Source organism: Sphaerisporangium sp. NPDC088356 (assembly GCF_040685555.1).
GTDB lineage: Bacteria > Actinomycetota > Actinomycetes > Streptosporangiales > Streptosporangiaceae > Sphaerisporangium.
The window spans coordinates 1-1,273 of record NZ_JBFBIK010000281.1 but is presented as its reverse complement, the minus strand read 5'-3'; the positions used below and the strand labels follow the sequence as shown (position 1 = coordinate 1,273).

Below are 1,273 nucleotides of genomic sequence, written 5' to 3'. Positions count from 1 at the left end.
CCGGCCGGGCCAGCTCGGCCAGCAACCGGGACCGCACCGGGTCCAGCGAGGCCTCGGCCGCTGCCGGGTCTTCGATCACCGCCACTTCGAACATGACCCAACACTCTCACCGAACATTTTTATTGTCAAGGCGGTTCGAGTTGTCGGAGCGCTGTGACGGTTGGGTCGCTGTGGGTTGGTTAACGATGGATGCTGCTTCGGGGGGCACGCCGGTGGAATTCCTGACTGATCGTGAGGCGGCGGCGTACGGCGGGTGCGCGGTCGCGCGGCGAGTTGGAGCAGGTGTTCGTGGCATGGAGCGGACGCGCGGGCGCCGGACATGGCCCCAAGACCGTCTTCGGCGACGGGGTGAGGTGGCTACGCCGCAAGGCCGTACCGCTGCCAGGCGTGACGACGCCGGCCGGCGTCGTGTCAGGCCGGGGAAGGCGGGCGCCGCCACTCGTCGGCCAGCAGCCCGTAGAGCAGGTCGTCGGTCCACTCGCCCTTGCTCCAGGTGTGAGCGCGGCGCAGGCCTTCCCTGCGGAAGCCGAGACGCTCCATCAGCCGGGCCGAGCGCAGGTTGCGGGCATCGCACTCGGCCGACACCCGGTGCAGGCCCTCCTCCTCGAACAGGTGCTCCAGCACGCGTCCAACGGCCTCGGTGGCGTAGCCGTGCCCCTGGCAGCCGGGGGCGAGGGTGAACCCGATCTCCGCCTGCATGAGGTTGGCGTGCAGGTTGACGCCGATGTCGCCGATCAGCACGCCCTCTCGCTCTATGGCGTACTGGAACCAGCCGGGCGCCCGGGGGTCGCGGGCCCGTGACGACGCGATCAGCGCCCGGGCCTGCGCCACGGGCACCGGGGCGTCCCACGACTGGTACCGGGCCACGCCGGGATCGGAGCGGTAGGCGGCCAGCGCCGCGGCGTCGTCCTCGCGGAAGCGACGCAGGGTCAGCCGGGCCGTCGACAGGAGCATTCAGGAATTATCGCCCACGCCTGCCGGAGGCCCGGCGGCGGCCGGGACGGACGCGGGGGGCCGGGGTTCAGCGGTCGCGAGCGGGCACCCAGGTGGTGTGCCGCGCGTCCGGGAGAGTGGTCGGAATGTGGACCACGGCCTCCGGGCGGCCGGTCAGGTTCAGCGCGTCGAGCACCAGCAGCTCGCTCCGGCCCAGCGCGGCGTTCCGTGCCAGGACCACGATCCAGCCGTCGCCCTCGGCGATCCCGCGGGGGACGAAGACGGGACGGCCCGCGCGCCACCCGGGGCCGAGCTCCCGTACCTGGGTGGTGCCGGCCGC

The 1,273-nt window shown here is 72.7% G+C and carries 2 protein-coding genes; both read right to left on the bottom strand.

Annotation, left to right across the window (positions count from 1 at the left end; all coding sequences use genetic code 11):
• Positions 1-411 precede the first annotated feature (411 nt).
• Positions 412-954, bottom strand: a complete 543-nt coding sequence (locus tag AB0O34_RS36895; protein WP_363923661.1) for a GNAT family protein — start codon at positions 952-954, stop codon at positions 412-414.
• A 67-nt stretch (positions 955-1,021) separates the two neighbouring features.
• The coding region (locus AB0O34_RS36890; RefSeq protein ID WP_363923659.1) for a carotenoid oxygenase family protein at positions 1,022-1,273 on the bottom strand (252 nt) is incomplete at its 5' end.